This window comes from Pontibacter flavimaris, assembly GCF_001907195.1.
Classification (GTDB): Bacteria; Bacteroidota; Bacteroidia; order Cytophagales; family Hymenobacteraceae; genus Pontibacter; species Pontibacter flavimaris.
Genome location: NZ_LVWA01000010.1, coordinates 149,506 through 163,730 on the forward strand (window position 1 = coordinate 149,506; position 14,225 = coordinate 163,730).

The window sequence follows — 14,225 nt, forward strand, 5'->3', positions numbered from 1 at the left end:
GTTACAACGCCTGAGCGAGCCTTTTGTTATCGGTGGCTGTTTCGGTGCGGAAGTTGGGTCTGTCGCTGACAGTATGGGAATTGTTTTCGGCGGGTACCATGTCACCTGGATGCTGTGAGTGTTTCCTGCTCGATGGCGGATGCGGGAAGCGCGTGCAAAGTATAAATGCCATACTTTGGGCACGGCTGTTATACTTTTATACTTTGTTTTGGCTTGCGGTGTGGGTTATGCTTTCTCGCAGAGGAGCACGACGGGTTTCTGGTGCCTGTCGGTGGTGAAGAACAGGTACGTATGGCCACCCTCCTTTATCCCTGTTTTGCGGCGGATCTCAGCCACCGACTCGGGGAAGTTGCGCACGGTGATGTTGGCCTTGTTCTGCGGCAGGTGTTTCAGCAGTTCCTTCTTGTTGTAGCGGCTCACGCCCAGGCACCGAAAGCTGCGGCCCGGGAAGTGGGGCAGGAGCTGGGCGGAAGTATAAATGTGGCTGTTGGGGTGCAGTTTGCTGAGCTGCAGGTGCTGGCCCAGGAAGCGGTAAGCGCCCGCTTTCAATATCGCTGCATTCGGCTCATACACAAACTCCAGCGGGTCGGTATAAACGGGAATGGCAGCGTCTTCCTGGGTGCGGGTAAAGGAAAGCAGTTGCGGCTCTGCGTTGGGCAGCAGGTTTACGGCGGTGCGTGGCACATCGGCCGGGGCGGGAGCGGTGGGCCTGAGCAAGTATAACACCTCCTTCACCTCGTTCTGCAGCGCCACCACCCACACCTGCACCACGTGTCCTAACTCCTGCAGCGCCTGCTCAATGTCCAGCATCGGCGAGGTTTTCAAAAGTATGGCGTCGGCCTTCTGGAAGAGCAGCGGCAGCAGGTGCAGCACGTCCGGCTCGCAGTCCTGCAGCAGGTGCAGCTTCTGCTCGTGGTGGCCGCGGCGGGCGGGGTCTAAGTATAAAACATCGGCCCTGCCCTCAAAAGTATGAAGAAAGTCCTCGGCGGTGGAGTTTATACTTTGGATGTTGGCAGCGCCCAGCAAGCCAAAGTTATACTCGGCTACTTCCTGCAGCTCCGGGTTTTGTTCCACGTGTACCACCTCGTCAAAGCGGCGGGCAAAGTATAAACTGTCCACCCCAAAGCCGCCCGTCAGGTCAACTAATAGCCTGCCGCTTACCAGGCTGGCCTTAAAAGCCGCCGTTTCCTCCGACGAGCTCTGCTCCACCGACAGCGCCGCCGGAAACACGGCCTGCGGGTGCTGCACCCAGGTCGGCAGCTTCTGGGCCGCCTTCTGCCGCGCCTTTATCTGCTGCACCAGCTCCTGCACCGGCAGCTGCGGGTAGCGGCTGGCCTGCAGCATCAGCTGGGCCACATCGTGCTGCTGGTGGCGAAGTATAAACTCCTGCTCCTTGGGGGTAAAAGTGCGCATGGCTGCTTTGTTTCTGTGCTTCCGGCAAAGATACTTAAATCAAAAAGAGACCTCCGTAAAATATTTTGTTTAATAATTTTTCATAAATGTTAAACAAAATATCCCAGGAGCAGTTAAAGCAATAGAACGAATTTTAAACTTTAAATTTTGAGGCTATGAAGTATTGGATGAAAATGACAGTGCTGGCGGTAGTACCCATGCTGTTCCTGGCAAGCTGCGATGACGACGATGACGATGTGGTGCTGGAGGTGGACAACGCCGAGGTGATGGTGGTGCATGCCTCCCCCGACGCCCCCGGCGTTGACCTGCTGATCAATGATGTGAAGGTGAATTCCTCCGCCCTTACCTATCCTAACAACACCGGCTACCTGGAGGTGCCTGCGGGTATGCAAAACGTGAAGGTGAACGCCGCCGGAACCGCTACCACCGTGATAGAGGCGGACCTGGACCTGAAGCAGGACAAGGATTACACAGTGTTCGCCATCAATACCCTGGATAACATAGAGGCGTTGGTGCTGGAGGATAACCTGACCGACCCGGCCGCCGGTATGGCGCACGTGCGCTTTGTGCACCTGTCGCCGGATGCCCCGGCAGTGGATATTGCCGTGGCGGGTGGTCCGGTGCTGTTCAGCAACAGGGCCTTTAAGTCAGCCACCGACTTTACCCCGGTAGCGGCCGGAACTTATACGCTGGAGGTTCGCCCCGCCGGCACCATGACCGTGGCGCTCACCATTCCCGACGTGGAGCTGCGTGACGATATGATTTACACCGTATTTGCCAAAGGCTTCCTGCAGGCGCCGGAGGGCAACACCAACACACTAGGAGCACAGATAATCGTGAACGAAGAGTAAGAGACTCCTTTACTACCTATAGCTGCAGCGCCCGCCAAAGTATGGCGGGCGCTGTTTTTTTGTTGCCGGCCACCCGGCACAGGCTATAAACTAGTTAGTATTGATGAAGTGCAACAAATTGCGTAAATTTGTGTTTTAATTGAAAAAACGAGAAAGATGGTAGAGACATATCTGAAGTATAAAGTAAAGGATATAGCGCTGGCTGAGTGGGGCCGCAAGGAGATTAGGTTGGCTGAGGCGGAGATGCCCGGTTTGATGGCGATCCGGGAGGAGTTTGGCGCAAGCAAGCCGCTGGCAGGCGCCCGCATTGCCGGCTGTCTGCACATGACGATCCAAACCGCTGTGCTGATTGAGACGCTGGTGGAACTGGGTGCCGAGGTTACCTGGTCGTCCTGCAACATTTTCTCCACCCAGGACCACGCCGCGGCTGCCATTGCTGCTGCCGGCATCTCGGTTTACGCCTGGAAAGGCATGAACGCCGAGGAATTTGACTGGTGCATCGAGCAGACGCTGTTCTTTGGCGAAGACCGCCAGCCGCTGAACATGATCCTGGACGACGGTGGCGACCTGACCAACATGGTGCTGGACAAGTACCCGGAGCTGGCTGCCGGCATTAAAGGCCTCTCAGAGGAAACTACTACCGGTGTGCACCGCCTGTATGAGCGCATGAAGAACGGCACATTGCCTATGCCTGCCATCAACGTAAACGACTCAGTTACCAAGTCTAAGTTCGATAACAAGTATGGCTGTAAGGAGTCGTTGGTTGACGCGATCCGTCGTGCCACGGACGTGATGATGGCCGGTAAAGTGGCTGTAGTGGCTGGTTACGGCGACGTAGGTAAAGGCTCTGCCGCTTCGCTTAGAGGCGCTGGTGCCCGTGTGATCGTGACCGAGATCGACCCGATCTGTGCGCTGCAGGCTGCTATGGATGGCTTCGCTGTGAAGAAGATGGTGGACGCCGTAAAAGAGGCTGACATTGTGGTAACCGCCACCGGAAACAAAGACATCATCGGGGAGCGTGAGTTCCGCCTGATGAAGGACAAGGCCATCGTGTGTAACATCGGCCACTTCGACAACGAGATCGACATGGCCTGGCTGAACAAGGCCTACGGCAACACCAAGGATGAGATCAAGCCGCAGGTAGACCTGTATAACATCGACGGCAAGGATATCATCCTGCTGGCAGAAGGCCGCCTGGTGAACCTGGGCTGCGCCACCGGCCACCCATCGTTTGTGATGTCTAACTCCTTCTCGAACCAGACACTGGCCCAACTGGAGCTATGGACAAACACCGATGCCTACGAGAACAAGGTGTATACTTTGCCCAAGCACCTGGACGAGAAAGTTGCCCGCCTGCACCTGGGTAAGATCGGGGTGGAGCTGGATGAGTTGACGCCAGACCAGGCAAGCTACATCGGCGTGGAGGTAGAGGGCCCCTACAAGCCGGAGTACTACCGCTACTAAGTATACCTGCTGTAAGTATAAAGAGAGGCCAGTGCTGCAAAGCCCTGGCCTTTTTCTTTTTAGTAGTAGCTGCTAACGCCTGCGGGGGAGGCAGTGTGTATACTTAGATGATGTTAAACCGCGACATCAGCGCCTTCTTGTACGATTTGCCAATTGGGACCTCGCCTTTCGAGAACACCACGGAATTCTCCTCCAGCGCCTCGATCTTATCGAGGTTGGCAATGTAGGAGCGGTGCACCCGCACGAAGTTCTGCGAGGGCAGCTTCTGTTCCATATCCTTCAGGGTAGAGCTTACCAGGTATTTCTGGTCAGCGGTAACGATAAAGGAGTAGTTGTCATAAGCCTCCACCCAGAGAATGTCGCTGTAATGCACTTTAATGATCCGGTGCTTCACCTTCACAAAGATGTAGTCAGTGGCCACGTCCTTGTCCTTTGCGTTATGGTTCGCCCCGTTCGAAGGCTTGCTGTCTTTCTGGTTGCTGTCGTGCTTGTACAGGGCGATCTCGATGGCGGAGCGCAGGCTCTTCTCATCGAAGGGCTTCACAAGGAAACCATCGGGCTCAGTCTTTTTGGCGCGGTCAATGGTGGCCGGGTCGGCATAGGCAGTGAGGTAGATAAACGGTATACCGAACTCCTCGCGGATGCGGGAGCCAATATCCACGCCGTCGGCATCGCCTCGCAGGTTGATATCCAGCAGTACCAGGTCGGGATGCGTCTCCCGTATCATGTCGATCGTGTCTTCCCCCGTATCTATGGCGCACGTCTCATAACCTAATTCTTCCAGGCTTGCCGCAAGATCTTCCGCGATGATGACCTCATCTTCCGATATAAGGATTTTAGGTTTTGTCATAGCATTAGGTACATACGTATAAAAAAATATTATGATGGCAAAACAAAATATAATATTGATTTTGTGCCATGTGTATTATAAAAACTAATGTTCCCGTCAAGCTTCCTGCTTAGCGACTGCACCAGCTTGAGCCCAAACGACTGTCCGTTCTGTTGTTTCTCGAAAAAATCCTCTGGCAGACCACGCCCGTTGTCGCTGATAGTTAGTGTGTACTGCACCTCGTCGTGTTTTACCAACTTGATGCACAGCACCCCGTGCTTCCCATCTGGGAAGGCATATTTCAAAGTATTGGATACCAGTTCGTTTACAATTAAGCCTAACGTAATAGCGGCGTCTAAGTCTACTTTTGTATAAGGAATATCTAATTCTAACTCAACTCTATCCATACTTACGCCATACGAGGCATAAAGGCTTTCGCAAATCTCCAGAAAGTACTCTTCTAGGCTGATCTGCTCCAGGTCGTCGTGGCGGTAAAGGCGCTCGTGCAGCAGCGACATGGAGCGCACCCGGCTGCGCAGCGCCTGCATCACGTCCTTGGCCTCGGGGTCCTGCACGTGGCGGGCCTGCAGGTTCAGCATGCTGATCACGATCTGCAAGTTGTTTTTCACCCGGTGGTGGATCTCCTGCAACAGGATCTCCTTCTCGCGGTTCTGGCGCTCCAGCAGGCGGGTGCGGTGGTCCACCTTCATCTCCAGCAGGGAGTTCATCTTTACCAGGCTTCGCTCGCGCAGCCGCACCACGCTTAGCACGGCACCGGCAAACACCAGCAGCAGCACCCCCACAAACCACTCGCGGCGCCAGATGGGGGGCACAATGGAGAAGGTATAGGTCAGGGGTTGGGGTGTCCAGTCGCCGTCGGTATTGCGGGCCAGCAGCTCAAAGGTATAGTCTCCCGGCGAGAGGTTGGCGTAGGTGGTAAAGGACCGCTCCGTCACCTGCGACCAGGTATCGTCGTAGCCCTTCAGCCTATACTTGTAAACCACCTGCTCGGGGTCTGAGAGGGAGATGCCGTGGAAGTTGAACGACAGGTGGTTTTGGGTGTGGCGCAGGCGCAGGTCTCGGGGCAGGCCGGTAAGGCTGTCCAGGCTGTAGCCAAGGGCCTGCCAGTTGGTGGGGCTGGAGTGGAGCAACACGTTGGTAAGCACCAGTTGGGGGTAGAGCGGGTGTTGGCGGTCCAGGTCTGGAAGGTAATGCGAGAGGCCCTTGGTCGTACCAAACCACATGTGGCCGTCGGGTGTCTGCAGCATGGCGTTGTCGCATACTTCCTGGCCCCGGAAGCCGCTGGGGCTGGTATAGAGGCGGTAAGCGAACTTGCCCTGCCGGCGCAACAACGGCAGCTGCACCTTCAGCAGCTCGCGGTTGGTGGCTACCCACAGGTTGTCTTTGGCATCTGCATACACGCTCTTGATGGCCTCGTTCGGTAATCCTTCGGAGGAAGTATAAAGCGTTGGCTTGTTATCCCGGAGCAGCAGCAGCCCGCTATTGAAGGCGGCAAAGTATAGCACTCCTTCTTTGTCTTCCGTGATGGAGCGGATCTCGGTCAGGTGAAGATCCTGTAGCGCCGGCGGTTGCACCAGGCGCCCCTGCTCCACCAGGAAAGCCCCCTGGTCGGCGCCCACCCACAGCCTGTCCTGGCTGTCGCGGAAGAGGGTGTTGGCCTTGATGCTGCCGTTGGCATAGGGAACAGGCTTGAGCGAGTCTTGCGCCAGCGTAACCACGCCGCCTGCGGTGGCAAAGTATAGCTTGCCGTCGGGGCCGGTGGCGCCCTGGTATACGTCGGGGGAGGGGAGGCCCTGCTCGTCGGCGTAGCGTTTGGGAGCCCCGCGGCCCAGGCGCCAGATGCCGTTGCTGGTGCTCACCCACATTGCATCAGCCGTGGGCAGAAAACTGTAGATCGTGGCGCCGCGAGGCCATGGCGTGGAGGCGAGCCACTCGGGCCCCTGCGGCAGCATCCGGGCCAGTTCCCCTTCGTCGGTGCCAAACCAAACGACGCCGTTATTGTCCTGGCCCACAGCCGTTACGCGCGGTTCCGAGATCGCCCCGAAATCAAAGTAATGCACAAACCAGGGCGCCCTGTACTGCTGCAGACCGTAGCCGTTCGTGCCAATCCATACATTGCCTTCCGTGTCGGCGGCCAGCGCCGTGATGCGGCTGGTGCGCAGGCCGCTGCGGCGGGTGATGTACGTGAAGCTGCTGCCGTCATACTTCAGCAGGCCGTCGCGCTGCATCCCTATCCAGAGGTTGTCGTAGCGGTCGTGGGTGAAGCTGGTGATGTGGCTGTTGTCGAGTTGCCCGGGCAGCTGTGCCTGGCTGAGCGTGTCGCCGCTGACCTTTGCCAGGCCCGCTGCCGTGCCTACCCAAACGGTGCCGCCCCTGGCATAGGTGAGGGCCGTAACCTGGTTGTGCGGCAGCGCGCTCTCCTCAGAAGTATAATGCGAGATACTGTTTCCCGACACCTTGTAAAGTCCGTCCTGCTGGCTGCCGGCCCACATATCGCCGGAGGGGGTATGCAGGATGGACGTATAGCTGATGGCAGGCAGGGCATCATACTTCTGTACGCGGGTGTCGGTGAGGTAGTAAACGCCCTTGTCGGTGGCCAGCCATACTTTGCCATCCTTGCCCTCGGCGATGCCGGCGATGTTCTGGGCGTCCAGCCCCTGGTCCGGGCCATACTGCTCAAACGAGGAGCCATCGAAAAGCTGCAGCCCGGCGTCGGAGGTGCCGATCCAGAGGCGACGGCGGCTATCTATGTATAAGGTGGCGATGTTGTGGCTGCTCAGGCCATCGTCTTTGGTGTAGGTATGGAAGTTGATGCCGTTAAAACGGCTGAGGCCCGCCCGGGTGGCCAGCCAGAGAAACCCGCTGTGGTCCTGCTGTATGGCCATCACCTGCGACTGCGGCAAGCCCTGCTCCAGTGTCCAGCTGCGGATGTTGTACTGCTGCCCATGCGCGGCGGCAGTGGCCAGCAGCAGGCACAGGATTAGGAAAATACGCGGTAGGTACATCGTCAGTCTCCGTACAAAAGCCTGGGTGGCAGGTGTTTCTTTCCAATATCCAACACAGGAGCAGTTAAAGTATAAATGCTTACGCAGGAAAGGCTAAAAAGTATGGCGGCAAGGGTTACATTTTAATGGCGATGAGGAACAACTATCGTGTAAAAGGTATAGTTTTAGCCGGTGAGGGGAACTAGTCCCGATTTTATATAGCTTTGAAGTATGAAGGTGCCGGCGCTGCCTGGCATCAGAAAAAGACGAACTATACTTGCTTCCCTTGCCGGAGCCCCCTGTTATGCCTGTAAAACTTTCTGTCGTTGTCATCACCTTTAACGAGGAACGCAACATTGCCCGCTGCCTGGAGTCCGTTAAAAACGTGGCGGATGAGATCGTGGTGGTGGACTCCTTCTCCACAGACCGCACCAGGGAGATCTGTCTGAGTTACGGCGCCAGGTTTGTGGAGCATTCCTTTGAGGGGCACATTGAGCAGAAGAATTACGCCCTTACGCAGGCGGCGTACCCGCATGTGCTGTCGCTGGATGCGGATGAGGCGCTGACACCCGAGCTGGAGCAGGCGGTGCTGGCGGCTAAAAATAACTGGCAGGCTGATGCCTATAGTATGAACCGCCTCACTAACTACTGCGGCAAATGGATCCGCCACTCCGGCTGGTACCCCGACACCAAGGTGCGCCTGTTCGACCGCAGCAAGGCCGTTTGGGGCGGCGAGAACCCGCACGACAAGATTATCCTGAGCCAGGGAGCCACGCTGCAGCACCTTCCCGGCGATCTGCTGCACTACTCCTACTATAGCGTGTCGCAGCACCTGGGGCAGATCAACAAGTTTACGGATGCCTCGTCTAAGGCTATGGCCCAAAAGGGGAAGAAAGCAACGTGGGCTGCACTGCTCATAAAAGCGCCATTCCGCTTTTTTAAATCCTACATCCTAAAGCTGGGTTTCCTGGATGGGAAGGAAGGCTTTTACATTGCCGTCAGCTCCGCCTTTGTGGTGTACACCAAGTATATGAAGCTGCACATGCTGCAGAAAGATCAGGAAGACAAAACATCTTTGTAAACGGCCAGTGTCTTAATAGCAGTTTGCTGCTTGGTGAACTCTAGTACCTTCAGAGAGGCATTTTCAATGAGTTGCTCGCGCAAGCGCGGGTTTTGTAACACCTGCAGGCATTTATGTGCCAGAACCTCAGGCGACTTTATGGGGGCTAGCATGCCTGTCACACCGTCAATCACCATTTCCGGTATGCCCCCGGCGCTGGTGGCCACAACAGGGGTTCGGCAGGCGAAGGCGTTCAATACACTGTTCATCAAGCCCTCCTTAAGCGTGGTGGTAAGGAAAAGGTCTAGCTCTGGGAGCACCTCACTTACATTGTTTAGAAAGCCAGTGAATATAACATCGTCCTGTAGGCCGCGCTTGCTGGCGTATGCCTTTATCTCCTGTTCCAGCGATCCGCTCCCGATGGCAAAGTATTTCGCCTTTAATCCGTTCTGCTTTAACAAGTATACTGTGTCCAGGAAGGTAAAGTAATCTTTGTGCTTGTCCAGAGCCGAAACATTCCCAATCAAAGTATAGCCTTCCTCAATGTTGTAAGTGATTCGCAGGAAGGAGGCATTCTGTCTGTTATAGCGGCTGAATATGTTCAGGTCAATGCCGCTGTGCACCGTCACACACTTGCTCCCGTCCGCTATGCTAGCTACCATTGCCCTGCGAACATTATCGGCTACACAGAGGATGCGCTTCACGCCGCTGTAATTATACTTGAAGGTTGAAAATGGATTCGTGCCGATACTGAACTCTACCCGGCGGCTGAGGATAAGTCCGGCCCGGGCACCCGCCAGGTGAGCCAGCACGCCCAGCGTGTGAGCCAGGCTGGAGTGCATGTGTACGAGCTGTACGCCGTTAGTCTTTATATATTGCTTTAGCCGTAGGGCGCTCAGGGGCAGGAGGGGCTTGGCAAAAGAAAGTGATATGTGAGGTATGCCATGTTGTTTGCAGTAAGCCTCAAAAGCGGAGCCGGAACGGCAGGCGACGTAGTTGTATACCTGTTGCTGCTGCAGTTCCTCTATCAGATAGGCTATCTGCTGCTCACCCCCTCTCCATGTTTTCTCGGAAGCTATGTGTAATATGCGCATGGGCTATCTTTTTGATGCAGGAACACTCAAGGGAGTTCCGGGATGTAAAAGTACCATAAATGTAGACGCATTGGCGAAGTTAGACGCATTTCGTGCATAAACTTCATCGAATAAACCGTATACACGTAAAAGCTTTAACAATATGCTCGTGCCTCGTGCAACAAGTCAGATGTGCCGTGCCGTTTCATTACCCGTAGTGCAACCCTAAAGCGCCAAGCGAGGTATGTAATTAAAATTCCTATATTTGCGTCTAACGCGCGATGGAGGGCTTCACCAAAGTACAAAATCCAGTTAAGTAGATGAGCGATCAAACAGGTAAACAGCTGAGTAAGGAGGAAAAAGACGCACGGTTCGAGGCCGAGTTGCTGCCCGTGCTCGACCCCCTGTACAATTTTGCCTACAGGCTTACCTTAGACGAGGACGACGCCAACGACCTGGTGCAGGAGACTTATCTCAAGGCGTATCGCTTTTTCGACTACTTCGAGCAAGGAACTAATGCAAAAGCGTGGCTGTTCCGAATCCTGAAGAACTCCTTCATTAACGAGTTCCGGAAAAAGAGCAAGCAGCCCGCCAAAGTGGACTACAGCGAGGTAGAGGGGTACTACAACACCGACGACGTAGAGGGTGAGGGCGGCGTGGCCACCACCACCGACATGCGCACCGAAAGTGTGCAGGACCTCATCGGCGACGAGGTGGCCAGTGCCCTGAACGCACTCCCTGTGGACTTCAGGACCGTGATCATACTTTGCGACCTGGAGGGCTTTACCTACGAGGAGATGGCCAAGATACTGGATATCCCGATCGGTACCGTTCGCTCAAGGCTGCATAGGGCCCGGAACTCTTTGAAAGAGAAGTTGGAGAAGTATGCGAAAAGCATGGGATATAACAGTTAGACAAGAAATTTAAGAGTTTGAGCTAAGATGGAAGCAAAATTTACAGAAGCGTATCCAAAGGCACCAGATGCGGCCAGGGAGGCTGAATGCGGGAGAGTGTCCGACATGTTGGACCTGATGATTGACGGTGAAGCCTCCTCTGAGGAGCAAAGGTTCTTTAACGACCACATTGAGGAGTGTGTCAACTGCTTTGAGAACCATCAGAAACAGAAGCTCTTGAAAGGGTTGGTCTCCGGCCACCTGAAGCGCGTGATTGTGCCACAAAGCCTGGTGCGGTCAATTAAAGCGAGGATTCAAGAAACGTTATAACCCCTAATGCAAGGCAAGATTATCATCTTCTCGGCGCCGTCCGGCGCCGGCAAAACCACTATTGTAAAGCACCTGCTCAGCACAAACCCCCAGCTGAGCTTTTCAATTTCGGCCTGCACCCGCGACAAGCGCGGCCGCTCCGAGGAAAACGGCAAAGACTATTACTTCATAACACCGGAGGAATTCAAACAGAAGATCGCCAACGACGAGTTCGTGGAGTGGGAGGAAGTATACGAGGGTGCTTTTTACGGCACGCTTAAGTCGGAGATAGAGCGCATCTGGAAAAGCGGCAGGCATGTGATACTGGACGTAGACGTAAAAGGAGGATTAAGTATAAAGCATTTTTACAGAGATAGAGCACTGGCCGTTTTCGTGAAGCCGCCAAGTATAGACGAACTGGCCAAGCGCCTGACCGCCCGCAACACCGACTCGGCCTCCAGCATCAGCAGCCGCGTTTTCAAGGCAAAGTTCGAGATGGGCTTCGAGGACCAGTTCGATGAGGTGATCGTGAACGATGACCTGGAGCGTGCCTGCGCCGAGGCCCAGAAGCTGGTCAACGATTTCCTGAAGTCAGAACCTGCGATCGTATGAAGGTAGGGCTGCTCTTTGGCTCCTTTAACCCCATCCACATCGGGCACCTTATACTTGCCAACTTCATGGCCACCAACACCGATCTGGACACGGTGTGGCTGGTGGTCTCGCCGCAGAATCCGTTCAAGCCCAGCAACACGCTGCAGCACGAGTTCGACCGGCTGCACATGGCACGCCTGGCAATAGCGGATAACCCGAACCTGGGCGTGTCGAACATCGAGTTCAGCATGCCCAAGCCCAGCTACACCATCGACACGCTTACGTACCTGCAGGAGAAGTACCCCAGTTATGAGTTTGTGCTGATCATGGGGGAGGACAACCTGCCGCTGTTTCCGAAGTGGAAGAACTACGAGCGCATCCTGGAGTACCATAAAGTATACGTGTACCCGCGCACCGGCTCCATCACTACCGATTTGCCGGACATGCCCGGCATCACGTTCGTGAAAGCACCCATACTGGACATTTCGGCCACGTTTATCCGGCAGTGCATCCGCGAGGAGAAAAGTATAAAATACCTGCTGCCCGACGAGGTAGCCGAGTATATAAAGGTGCATCGGCTATACCTGTAGCTCTTCTGCGTATCATGTAGCACGACGCACGTAGCACGACCAGGTATAAAAGCTTGAGGGAAAAATAGAAAAGCCCTTCGATCTTGATCGAAGGGCTTTTCTATTATCGTGTGTCTTGATACGTTCTACGAGATACGAGTTTAGATCGTCATGATCTCGGCCTCTTTCTTGGCCAGCAGCTCGTCGATCTTCACGATGTAGTTGTCTGTCAGCTTCTGCACCTTGCCCTCTGCGTCGCGAACGGCGTCCTCGGCGGTGCCTTCCTTCTGCAGTTTCCTGAGCGTGTCGTTCACATCCTTGCGGATGTTGCGGATGCTGACCTTGCCGCTCTCCGTTTCGCCCTTCACCTGTTTCACCAGGTCACGGCGGCGCTCCTCGGTCAGGGCCGGGATGCTCAGACGCACCGCGTCGGCCTCCTGCTGCGGGTTCAGGCCCAGGTCGCTGTTCTTAATGGCTTTGTTGATCTCGCCCAGCATGTTCTTCTCCCAAGGCTTGATGAGCAGGGTGCGCGCATCGGGTGCAACAATGTTCGCCACCTGAGAGATGGGGGTCGGGTTGCCGTAGTAATCCACGCGCAGGTGCTCGACCATGGCAGGCGAGGCCTTGCCCGCCCTGATTTTAGACAGTTCGTTGCCGGTGTGCTGCACCGCCTTCTGCATAGACTCCTCTGCCTCGCTTAGGTAAAACTGAATTTCTTCCGTCATATCGGTTTACTTATTGAGTTCTGAAAAATTTAGGGTCAAAAATAGCAAATTATATTTTGTCCGTCTTGGCACTTGGCTGCAGTTTGTCTACGGTTTCCTTCAGCGTGTCGCCCAGGTCATCCATACTTACCAGGGTGCCCACTTGCTCGCCCTCCACCAGTCGTTTCAGGTTGCCCGGTGTGTTCATGTCGAATACGATGATCGGCAGGCCGTTTTCCTTGCAAAGCGTAAAGGCGGTCATGTCCATCACGTTCAGGCCCTTCTCAAACACATCCTTAAAGGAGATGTTCCGGTAGAACACGGCGTCCGGGTCCTTCTCCGGGTCAGCGGAGTAGATGCCGTCCACGCGGGTGCCTTTCAGTACCACGTCCGCCTCAATCTCGATGGCCCGGAGCGAGGCGGCAGAGTCTGTGGTGAAGTATGGGTTGCCGGTGCCGGCGCCGAAGATCACCACGCGGCCTTTCTCCAGGTGGCGTACCGCACGGCGGCGGATGTAGGGCTCGCATACCTGCTGGATGTTGATGCCCGAGAGCAGGCGCGTGTAAACGCCCAGCTTTTCGAGGGCGCTCTGCAGCGCCATGCTGTTGATCACCGTGGCCAGCATGCCCATGTAGTCTCCCTGCACGCGGTCCAGGCCCACTTGCTCGGCCTGCACCCCCCTGAAGATGTTGCCTCCGCCTATCACCACGGCCACCTCCACACCCAGGGCGGCTACTTCTTTAATCTCTTTGGCATACTGCAGCAGTCTGTTGGAGTCGATGCCATACTGCTGCTCGCCCATCAGCGCCTCGCCACTCAGCTTCAGCAAAATTCGTTTATACTTCACGGTAAACTATCTGTATAGGTTATGAATTCTTTTTAACACAACAAAGCGGCTACCGTGGCAGCCGCTTACGCGCGGGTATCTAAGTTAATGGAAAAGGATCAGCACCTGGTTCTTCTCCACGTTCTGCCTTACCTGCACTTTTACTTCCTTTACCACGCCATCGCCCGGCGACTTGAGGATGTTCTCCATCTTCATGGCCTCCAGGATCATGATCGGGTCGCCCTTCTGCACCTCCTGGCCCGGCTGCACCTTCACGTCAAGTATAAGTCCTGGCATGGGCGCTTTTACGTCGTTTACCTTGTGGGCGTTGGCGTTGCTCATGCCCAGTTGGTCGAGCAGCAGGTCGAAGCGGTCTTTCACGCTAACGGTTTGTATGGCGCCGTTTATCTTAAACGTAAAGGATTTTTCCTGGTAGTTGGCTGAAACCACCTCTGCGGTAAAGGAGCGCGCGCCTTTGATGATGTGAAACGTGTTAGGCCCGATAGGGGAGATGTCCCAGTCGAAAGGAGTATTGTTGAGAAGTATAGTATCTTTTTGGATATCAACCTGCCATGTTTTGCCGTTACCGGTTTTTACCTGGAGCATCTTCTTTTCGTGTGGTTTCGACCTTAAAGTTA

14 protein-coding genes are annotated in these 14,225 nt (G+C 55.1%); 7 read left to right on the forward strand and 7 right to left on the reverse strand.

Annotated features, from left to right (window positions below):
- Window positions 1–225: 225 nt before the first annotated feature.
- Window positions 226–1,413, reverse strand: coding sequence for a THUMP-like domain-containing protein (locus A3841_RS20400; protein WP_073853733.1), 1,188 nt, complete (start codon window positions 1,411–1,413; stop codon window positions 226–228).
- A 155-nt stretch (window positions 1,414–1,568) separates the two neighbouring features.
- Here A3841_RS20400 and A3841_RS16020 point away from each other — a divergent pair, with 155 nt between their 5' ends.
- The gene (locus tag A3841_RS16020; protein ID WP_073853735.1) at window positions 1,569–2,264 is read left to right on the forward strand and encodes a DUF4397 domain-containing protein; all 696 of its coding nucleotides are present in this window, start codon (window positions 1,569–1,571) and stop codon (window positions 2,262–2,264) included.
- 156 nt (window positions 2,265–2,420) lie between these two features.
- Window positions 2,421–3,728, forward strand: coding sequence for an adenosylhomocysteinase (gene ahcY / locus A3841_RS16025; RefSeq protein ID WP_073853737.1), 1,308 nt, complete (start codon window positions 2,421–2,423; stop codon window positions 3,726–3,728).
- A 103-nt stretch (window positions 3,729–3,831) separates the two neighbouring features.
- Here the strand turns inward: ahcY and A3841_RS16030 are convergent, their stop codons facing one another.
- Together A3841_RS16030 and A3841_RS16035 are read right to left on the reverse strand one after the other, a co-directional pair.
- The gene (locus A3841_RS16030; RefSeq protein ID WP_073853739.1) at window positions 3,832–4,578 is read right to left on the reverse strand and encodes a LytR/AlgR family response regulator transcription factor; all 747 of its coding nucleotides are present in this window, start codon (window positions 4,576–4,578) and stop codon (window positions 3,832–3,834) included.
- 29 nt (window positions 4,579–4,607) lie between these two features.
- On the reverse strand, window positions 4,608–7,583 hold the full coding sequence (locus A3841_RS16035) for a ligand-binding sensor domain-containing protein (RefSeq protein WP_073853741.1): 2,976 nt from the start codon (window positions 7,581–7,583) through the stop codon (window positions 4,608–4,610).
- A gap of 283 nt (window positions 7,584–7,866) precedes the next feature.
- On the opposite strand from A3841_RS16035, the gene A3841_RS16040 reads away from it, so the two are divergent.
- On the forward strand, window positions 7,867–8,643 hold the full coding sequence (locus tag A3841_RS16040) for a glycosyltransferase family 2 protein (protein WP_073853744.1): 777 nt from the start codon (window positions 7,867–7,869) through the stop codon (window positions 8,641–8,643).
- Here the strand turns inward: A3841_RS16040 and A3841_RS16045 are convergent.
- Window positions 8,619–9,716, reverse strand: coding sequence for a glycosyltransferase family 4 protein (locus A3841_RS16045; protein ID WP_073853747.1), 1,098 nt, complete (start codon window positions 9,714–9,716; stop codon window positions 8,619–8,621). The genes A3841_RS16040 and A3841_RS16045 overlap by 25 nt on opposite strands.
- Before the next feature lie 299 nt (window positions 9,717–10,015).
- Here A3841_RS16045 and A3841_RS16050 point away from each other — a divergent pair, with 299 nt between their 5' ends.
- From A3841_RS16050 to nadD, 4 genes are read left to right on the forward strand one after another with little or no spacing between them, the layout of a single operon-like run.
- Window positions 10,016–10,609: a sigma-70 family RNA polymerase sigma factor gene (locus A3841_RS16050; protein WP_073853749.1), complete on the forward strand. Its 594-nt coding sequence runs from the start codon at window positions 10,016–10,018 to the stop codon at window positions 10,607–10,609.
- 27 nt (window positions 10,610–10,636) lie between these two features.
- The gene (locus A3841_RS16055) at window positions 10,637–10,918 is read left to right on the forward strand and encodes an anti-sigma factor family protein (RefSeq protein WP_073853751.1); all 282 of its coding nucleotides are present in this window, start codon (window positions 10,637–10,639) and stop codon (window positions 10,916–10,918) included.
- Window positions 10,919–10,924: 6 nt separating this feature from the next.
- Complete coding sequence (gene gmk / locus A3841_RS16060; protein WP_073853753.1) at window positions 10,925–11,509, forward strand: guanylate kinase; 585 nt, start codon at window positions 10,925–10,927, stop codon at window positions 11,507–11,509.
- Window positions 11,506–12,078: a nicotinate (nicotinamide) nucleotide adenylyltransferase gene (nadD, locus tag A3841_RS16065; protein WP_073853755.1), complete on the forward strand. Its 573-nt coding sequence runs from the start codon at window positions 11,506–11,508 to the stop codon at window positions 12,076–12,078. Before gmk ends, nadD begins: the two co-directional genes overlap by 4 nt.
- A gap of 140 nt (window positions 12,079–12,218) precedes the next feature.
- Here nadD and frr read toward each other — a convergent pair whose 3' ends face one another.
- The 3 genes from frr to A3841_RS16080 all read right to left on the reverse strand — a co-directional run bounded on the left by frr (window position 12,219) and on the right by A3841_RS16080 (window position 14,193).
- Window positions 12,219–12,782 (reverse strand): ribosome recycling factor, encoded by a 564-nt coding sequence (gene frr / locus A3841_RS16070; protein WP_073853758.1) that lies wholly within the window; start codon window positions 12,780–12,782, stop codon window positions 12,219–12,221.
- Between the two features lie 49 nt (window positions 12,783–12,831).
- Window positions 12,832–13,608, reverse strand: coding sequence for a UMP kinase (gene pyrH, locus A3841_RS16075; protein WP_073853760.1), 777 nt, complete (start codon window positions 13,606–13,608; stop codon window positions 12,832–12,834).
- A gap of 84 nt (window positions 13,609–13,692) precedes the next feature.
- Complete coding sequence (locus A3841_RS16080) at window positions 13,693–14,193, reverse strand: acetyl-CoA carboxylase biotin carboxyl carrier protein subunit (protein WP_073853762.1); 501 nt, start codon at window positions 14,191–14,193, stop codon at window positions 13,693–13,695.
- Between the last annotated feature and the right edge of the window lie 32 nt (window positions 14,194–14,225).

What these genes read in the sequence shown, in the direction of transcription:
- A3841_RS20400 (WP_073853733.1), bottom strand. Translation starts at nt 1,413, where the DNA reads ATGCGCACTTTTACCCCCAAGGAGCAGGAGTTTATACTTCGCCACCAG.
- A3841_RS16020 (WP_073853735.1), top strand. Translation starts at nt 1,569, where the DNA reads ATGAAGTATTGGATGAAAATGACAGTGCTGGCGGTAGTACCCATGCTG.
- ahcY (WP_073853737.1), top strand. Translation starts at nt 2,421, where the DNA reads ATGGTAGAGACATATCTGAAGTATAAAGTAAAGGATATAGCGCTGGCT.
- A3841_RS16030 (WP_073853739.1), bottom strand. Translation starts at nt 4,578, where the DNA reads ATGACAAAACCTAAAATCCTTATATCGGAAGATGAGGTCATCATCGCG.
- A3841_RS16035 (WP_073853741.1), bottom strand. Translation starts at nt 7,583, where the DNA reads ATGTACCTACCGCGTATTTTCCTAATCCTGTGCCTGCTGCTGGCCACT.
- A3841_RS16040 (WP_073853744.1), top strand. Translation starts at nt 7,867, where the DNA reads ATGCCTGTAAAACTTTCTGTCGTTGTCATCACCTTTAACGAGGAACGC.
- A3841_RS16045 (WP_073853747.1), bottom strand. Translation starts at nt 9,716, where the DNA reads ATGCGCATATTACACATAGCTTCCGAGAAAACATGGAGAGGGGGTGAG.
- A3841_RS16050 (WP_073853749.1), top strand. Translation starts at nt 10,016, where the DNA reads ATGAGCGATCAAACAGGTAAACAGCTGAGTAAGGAGGAAAAAGACGCA.
- A3841_RS16055 (WP_073853751.1), top strand. Translation starts at nt 10,637, where the DNA reads ATGGAAGCAAAATTTACAGAAGCGTATCCAAAGGCACCAGATGCGGCC.
- gmk (WP_073853753.1), top strand. Translation starts at nt 10,925, where the DNA reads ATGCAAGGCAAGATTATCATCTTCTCGGCGCCGTCCGGCGCCGGCAAA.
- nadD (WP_073853755.1), top strand. Translation starts at nt 11,506, where the DNA reads ATGAAGGTAGGGCTGCTCTTTGGCTCCTTTAACCCCATCCACATCGGG.
- frr (WP_073853758.1), bottom strand. Translation starts at nt 12,782, where the DNA reads ATGACGGAAGAAATTCAGTTTTACCTAAGCGAGGCAGAGGAGTCTATG.
- A3841_RS16080 (WP_073853762.1), bottom strand. Translation starts at nt 14,193, where the DNA reads ATGCTCCAGGTAAAAACCGGTAACGGCAAAACATGGCAGGTTGATATC.